This window comes from Proteus sp. G2300 (assembly GCF_009915965.1).
In the GTDB taxonomy this organism is placed as follows: Bacteria; Pseudomonadota; Gammaproteobacteria; order Enterobacterales; family Enterobacteriaceae; genus Proteus; species Proteus vulgaris.
This window is the reverse complement of record NZ_JAABNK010000021.1, coordinates 83,253-89,718: the sequence shown is the minus strand read 5'-3', so window position 1 is coordinate 89,718 and position 6,466 is coordinate 83,253. Positions and strand designations below refer to the sequence as shown.

General features: G+C 37.7%; 2 protein-coding genes and 1 pseudogene. All 3 read left to right on the top strand.

The window, feature by feature from the left end; genetic code table 11:
• Positions 1-179: 179 nt before the first annotated feature.
• Positions 180-2,903: pseudogene (locus GWI97_RS10390) on the top strand (beta strand repeat-containing protein); the annotation flags it as partial.
• Between the two features lie 104 nt (positions 2,904-3,007).
• The gene (locus tag GWI97_RS10385) at positions 3,008-4,261 is read left to right on the top strand and encodes a TolC family protein (RefSeq protein WP_036932655.1); all 1,254 of its coding nucleotides are present in this window, start codon (positions 3,008-3,010) and stop codon (positions 4,259-4,261) included.
• 24 nt (positions 4,262-4,285) lie between these two features.
• Positions 4,286-6,457, top strand: a complete 2,172-nt coding sequence (locus GWI97_RS10380) for a type I secretion system permease/ATPase (protein ID WP_087802653.1) — start codon at positions 4,286-4,288, stop codon at positions 6,455-6,457.
• Positions 6,458-6,466: the final 9 nt, after the last annotated feature.

Genomic DNA, 6,466 nt, shown 5'->3' with positions numbered 1-6,466 from the left:
TCACTAAACCAGATGGTAAGACAGAAACAGTTGAGCACACACTGACTGCAGATGAAGTGAAAGTAGGTAAAGCGGATGTAACTATCCCAGCAGATAAAGTTACGCCGGATGGTAAATATTCCGTCACAGCCGAAATCAAGGATCCTGCGGGTAATACCAGTGGCCAAGGTCAACCAACTGACTTTACGGTTGATACCCAAATTCCGGGTGATACCGACGGTGATGGTGTGGTGGATACAACACCCGTAGTGACTATTCCAGAAGCAGCTAACGGTGTAAATGCCGAAGAGCTAAAAGACGGTGTACAAACTGAAGTCACGGTACCGGGAGGCAGTGCTGAAGGTGATACATTGACACTGACTATCACCAAGCCAGATGGTAAGACAGAAACAGTTGAGCACACACTGACTGCAGATGAAGTGAAAGCAGGTAAAGCGGATATAACTATCCCAGCAGATAAAGTTACACCAGATGGTCATTATTCTGTTAAAGCTGAAATTACTGATCCTGCGGGTAACACCAGTGGTGAAGGTAAACCAGCAGACTTTATGGTAGACACAGTTGCACCATCGGCACCGGTATTAAATGCGGAAGATAATGGCTCTGTTTCCGTCGAACTGCCGAAAGATGCGAATAAAGGGGATACTGTTGAAATTACTTTTGAAGATGAAAACGGTGACAAACAGACTGTAACAATGGAGAAAGGGGATAATGGCTGGACATCCAGTGATCCTAATTTGATCCCTGACAGTAATGGCGATAGCACCACAATTCCGTATGATAATGTAAAAGATAACAGTGAAGTCACCGCTGTTGCTAAAGATCCTAGCGGTAATGAAAGTGATCCAGCAACTGCGACATCCAAAACTGATGTGTTACCAACGGTGAGTATTAGTGTCGATACAACATCAACGGATGATAAAGGGGATAAGATTGGTGCAGCTGCCTCTGTTTCTGGGAAAGTTATAGATGTTCCAGCAACCATTGAGGATAACGATGATACTACGGGATTAGTGTATACCGTTGCTCTGGATCACGTTGCATCACAGGATGTGACCGTAACAATCTCCTTAACAAATGGTGCGGGTTATGCGAGTGCGCCAGATTATTCAACGTTGGCTGGTTCTCAACATGACGGAAAAATAACCTTACATGGTGATACAGGCAAAGTGACATATGATGGAGCCTCAACAGTAACGGTTGTTATTCCTGCTGGCTCTAAGAGCGTTTCATTTATCGTTGATCCAACAATGGAAGCTAACCAGAATGCATTTAATGCAGAAGGTATGGAGAAAGTGGTTGCAACCATTACGGGAACATCTGATAACGCTACAGTGGTGACGGATACTGTAAATAATGCAGGCGCTTCAGCCACGGGCGTTATTTACGATGGTAACCCAATTTCATTACGTAATTTAGACGGTGATTTCACACTAAAATACTCATTATCGTCATCAGTGGCAGAAGGTGGGGATTTTGGATATACCATTGGTGTTAATAGTGGCAAAAATGACCCAATGGTAACCACCAACTATAATGACACACTTTATGTTGGTTATTACCAGGATGGAATGGAAACAGCATCATATAGTAACGTGGCTAGCTCTCTGGATAACGGTGCTGACGGGGCTAAAACAGACGGTAGTGCGAGTATTACTACGGTTGATTTAGGCGCGGGTGATGACTTGATGGTTATTCGTGGCAATATGTTAACGAATACACGAGTCTATGCTGGTGAAGGTAAAGATACCTTTACTATGGATGGCATGAATACAGCAATGCGTGTTATGTATGCGGGTAGTTATCTCTTTATGGAAGCTGGTGATGACACTGTTACCATTAAACGTACAGGAAATCTGGCGAATGATGGTCAAATTTATTTAGGGTCGGGTAGCGATACATACATTCAGGGAGATGCGAAGACTGAAAATAATACTGAATTGTCTGGTTTATTAGATCTAGGTAGCGGTACTCAAGCTAAGTCAAATCTGCCAAAAGAGTATCTTTCTGTTTATCAGGACGGCAGTAATTTAAGCCTGGGTAATGATAATAATATTGACGCGACCACAGATGTTAATACTGTCACTATTTATGGCTCTGTATCCGGTGAAATTTTAGGTGGATACGGTAGTGATAATATTACGGTAACTAAAAACCTGACTGGTAATATTTCTGTCGGCGACAATGCGGATACCTTAACAGCCGGATGGATTTATGGTGGTAATACGGTCTCTATGGGTGACGGCAATGATACTGTTACTGTCCTTGATGGTGCATATAACACAACTATTTCACTGGGAGCAGGCGATGATGTATTTGATACCACTTCTGGCGTAATGGGGGATTCTGTTTATAACACCATAGTCAATGGTGAAGACGGAAATGACACTTTTAAATTAGGCACAATTGCTAAAAATCTGATCATTGATGCTGGTGCTGGGGATGACACTGTTGTTCTGACAAAAGACTATGATTCTACCTCCTCTGGTAATCAAGGTTATATTAAAGGCGGAGAAGGTAGCGATACCTTGGTTCTGACAGGAACAATCTCCGTCAATCTAGCATCCAGTAAAAATGAAGGTATTACTGGCTTTGAAAAAGTGGATATGACTGTTGGTTCTGATCTGAAGGCTAGTAATGAATCTCAATTAGTCAAATTAACAGCATCGGATGTATTGGGTATGAATACAAATTCAACCATTTATATTTCCGGTGATGCTAATGATAAAGTTGATTTGGGTGCTGATGGTGCAGGAAGTTTAGGAACATTCACTGCAACGGCGACAACAGTTAAAGCAACCGCATTAGATGGAACTGAGCATACTTATACGCTTTACAGCAGTGTAAGTGGGGCAAATGTCTATATTGATAATAATATTATCGATAACGGAGGCGTTTTTTAATTATCAGTTTTAATTAAATCTAAGGCTACCCATTCGGGTAGCCTTATTATCCAATCATAAATTTTTTATATTTAGATTGCGCTTGCTTATTAGAGGTAATATCTGTGTTTTCTATAAATAAACTCAAAATAATAACAATTATTATTTTTGGAGGCGTATTTTTTAATTCACATGCAAATTCTTTGAAATATATATTAAATAATTCATTAAATAATGCACCAGAGTTATTAGAAGCTAAGGCTGATGTAGATATAGCTGTTGCTCGTGTTAATCAGGCTCAAGCTCAGCACTTTCCTATATTAAGTGTGACTGGAAATAAATTATTAGGTCAATATCATCGTGATAGCCGTGATTATGATGATAATAATTTTATTCCCGGACTTCACGGTGAATTAAATCTCTATTCTTTTGGTGGAATAGAAAGTGATGTTGAACGTAATGAAAAAGAACAGCTTTATTATCAATTTAAATACAGCGAAACTAAAGAAAATATTGCTTATACTATATCTAATCTCTATTTAAAAGCATTGCTAGCCAAAGAATCTATTACGGTAAAGAAAAGAAGTTTAGATAGACATAATAAAATTATAGCTGAATTAAATGTGATCGCCCGTAATGATGAAGGGCGTATTTCTGAATATGTTCAGGCAGAAGCAAGAAAAATATTAGTAGAACAAGATATTAATCATTATGAAAAAGAATTAATGACAACATTAAGTACGTTATCAAAATATACAGGATTTCCTGTTGGCGAAAGTGATCTTGTCAATCCTTTTGAAGGAATGACGGTTAGTGATATGTATCGGGAGTTTACTGCAGAAAATAATAATAAAAATCCAGCCTATCTTGTCAGTCAGGCTGATATCGATGCTAAAAAAATGGGCGTTAAAGTTGAAAATAAAAAACAACTACCAAGAGTTAATTTAACTGGAAATATAACTAAAGATGATCGTCAAATAGGTATTGATGTGACATGGGATATTATTAACTTCTCATCACTCTATTCTGTGGATGAAAAAGTAAGTCAGTTAAATGCAGCTCAGCAGAGAATGGATCGGGTTATTAGAGACATTGAAGAAGCAAGGCGCTTGTCGGTTATTAATATTCAAAAAAGTACCCAAAAATTAAAGATATTAGATGCGCAAATTTTGTCATCGACAAAAGTCGTTGATTTTTATCAACTGCAATTTAATGTTGCACGCCGTTCTTTGTTAGATGTTTTGAATGCAGAAAAAGAATTATCAGATGTTGAATTATCTTATGCCACGACATTGAATGATCTCAGACAAGGGATGCTTGATTATTTGTATGCACAAGGAACGCTTTCTCACTGGGCGCTTAACTCACTCACACACTAATAAGCTAAGGTAAATATTGTAGTTATGAAATTGATCATAGAAGGTCTTTCTCTTACAACTCAGTTATTAGGTACACACTTATCTGTGGCTACACTGACTGCGCATACAATCCGTACCGCAAAGATGGGAATTGATTTTTCATCGCTGATTGAGTACCTGAAGAGTGAAGGATTTGAAAACACATTATCACAACGTTTGTTGGATGATATTCCCTCTTTGGCGATGCCAGTGTTGTTATTATTAAAAAATGAAGAGAGTGCTGTTTTAACTGAAATTTCATTTGATGAAGCCGGACAGCGAAAATATAAGATTCAACAAGTTGATGGTTTATCTGTATGGTTTACTCAACTTGAATTAAGTGAAAAGTATTTAGGTTATTGCTGGTTTATTAAACCTCGTACTATAGTTGATGTTCGTTCAGAGTTGCCTGAATATACAATGCCTAAAGCATGGTTTTTTAAAGTGATATGGCGCTTTAAAAAATATTATTATCAAATTATTCTCGCTACATTCGTTATTAATTTTCTAGCACTTGTTAGTTCATTATATGTCATGAATGTTTATGACAGAGTTATACCAAATAAATCTTATGAAACGCTTTGGGTTTTAAGTATAGGGGTTATTATTGCGATATTATTTGAATTTACAGCAAAAATGATCCGAGGGCGGTTAACTGATATTGCAGGCAAAAAAGCAGACTTAATTATCAGTTCTGCTTTATTTAGAAAAGTGACTAACCTTAAGTTGAAAGAACGTCCTCAATCATCAGGTTCTTATGTTAATAATTTGCGAGATTTTGAATCTGTTCGTGACTTTATGACGAGTGCGAGTTTATTAACATTAGTTGATATGCCTTTTTTAATTTTATTTGTATCTGTAATTGCAGTTGTTGGTGGTAGTTTAGCTTTTGTACCACTGACGATAATTCCACTAGTTATTGTTGTCGGATTTTTAGCTCAAATCCCTTTATCTAAATATATTAATGAATCGATGAAGGAATCATCTCAAAGGCAGGGATTAGCGGTAGAAGCTATTGAGGGAATAGAAACATTAAAAACGAATAATGCCATGAATTGGGCGCAAAAGCGTTGGGACTATTACACCGCAAAAACAGCATCTTCATCAATGAAAGTTAAAAATATCAGTAATTTTGTCATTTATTTTGCAGTTATGATGCAACAATTGAATACGATATTTTTAGTAATTATAGGTACTTATTTAATTCATAGTGACGACCCTGCAAATAAAATTACGATGGGAGCATTAATCGCAACGGTTATTTTATCAGGCAGAGCCTTATCACCATTAGGACAAATTGCGGGCTTAGCTGTGCGCTTTCAACAGGCTTGGGTCGCCTTAAAAGGCGTAAATGACATTGTTGAACGACCTTCAGAGCGTGAACCGGAAAGAAAATACATTACGCTGAAACAAATTAATGGAAATATAAAATTCCATAATGTTTCATTTGCTTATAATCAAGATAATAGCAGTGTGGTCAAAAATTTATCATTTGAAATAAAACCTGGTGAAAAAGTTGGCATACTCGGACGTATTGGTAGTGGTAAATCAACGACCTTAAAATTAGCTACTGGGTTATATCCGGCGGAACAAGGAAGTATCACTCTGGATGATGTCGATATTCGCCAAATAGACCCTCATTATTTACGTAATCAGGTTTTGTTATTAGAGCAGGAGCCAAGGCTGTTTTTGGGTAGTTTAAGAGAGAATCTTGATTTAGCCCGTATGGATGGTTTTTCTAGTGATCAAGACTTAATCATGGCTTTAAAGCGATTTGGTTTAGATAAAGTCATTAGAAAACACCCGAGAGGGTTAGATATGCCCTTGGGAGAGAATGGGTTAGGTCTTTCCGGCGGGCAAAAACAAATTGTCGCCTTGGCTAGAATGACGATGAGAAATCCTAAAGTTGTCTTACTGGATGAACCAACAACGGGACTTGACCAATATTCAGAAATCCAGGCATTAAATGCTATTTCAGCATGGTGTCGCACAAGAACATTATTAGTCGTTACGCATCGGCCTCAGGTACTCAGTATCGTCAACCGAATAATTGTTGTAGATAACGGTAAAGTTGTGATGGATGGGCCTAGAGATGCGGTTTTACAGCAGTTAGCCAAAAATGAAAAAGAAAAACAAAAACAAATAACTGTTCACTCAAATGCCCAAATAGATAAGTAAGATTGAGAA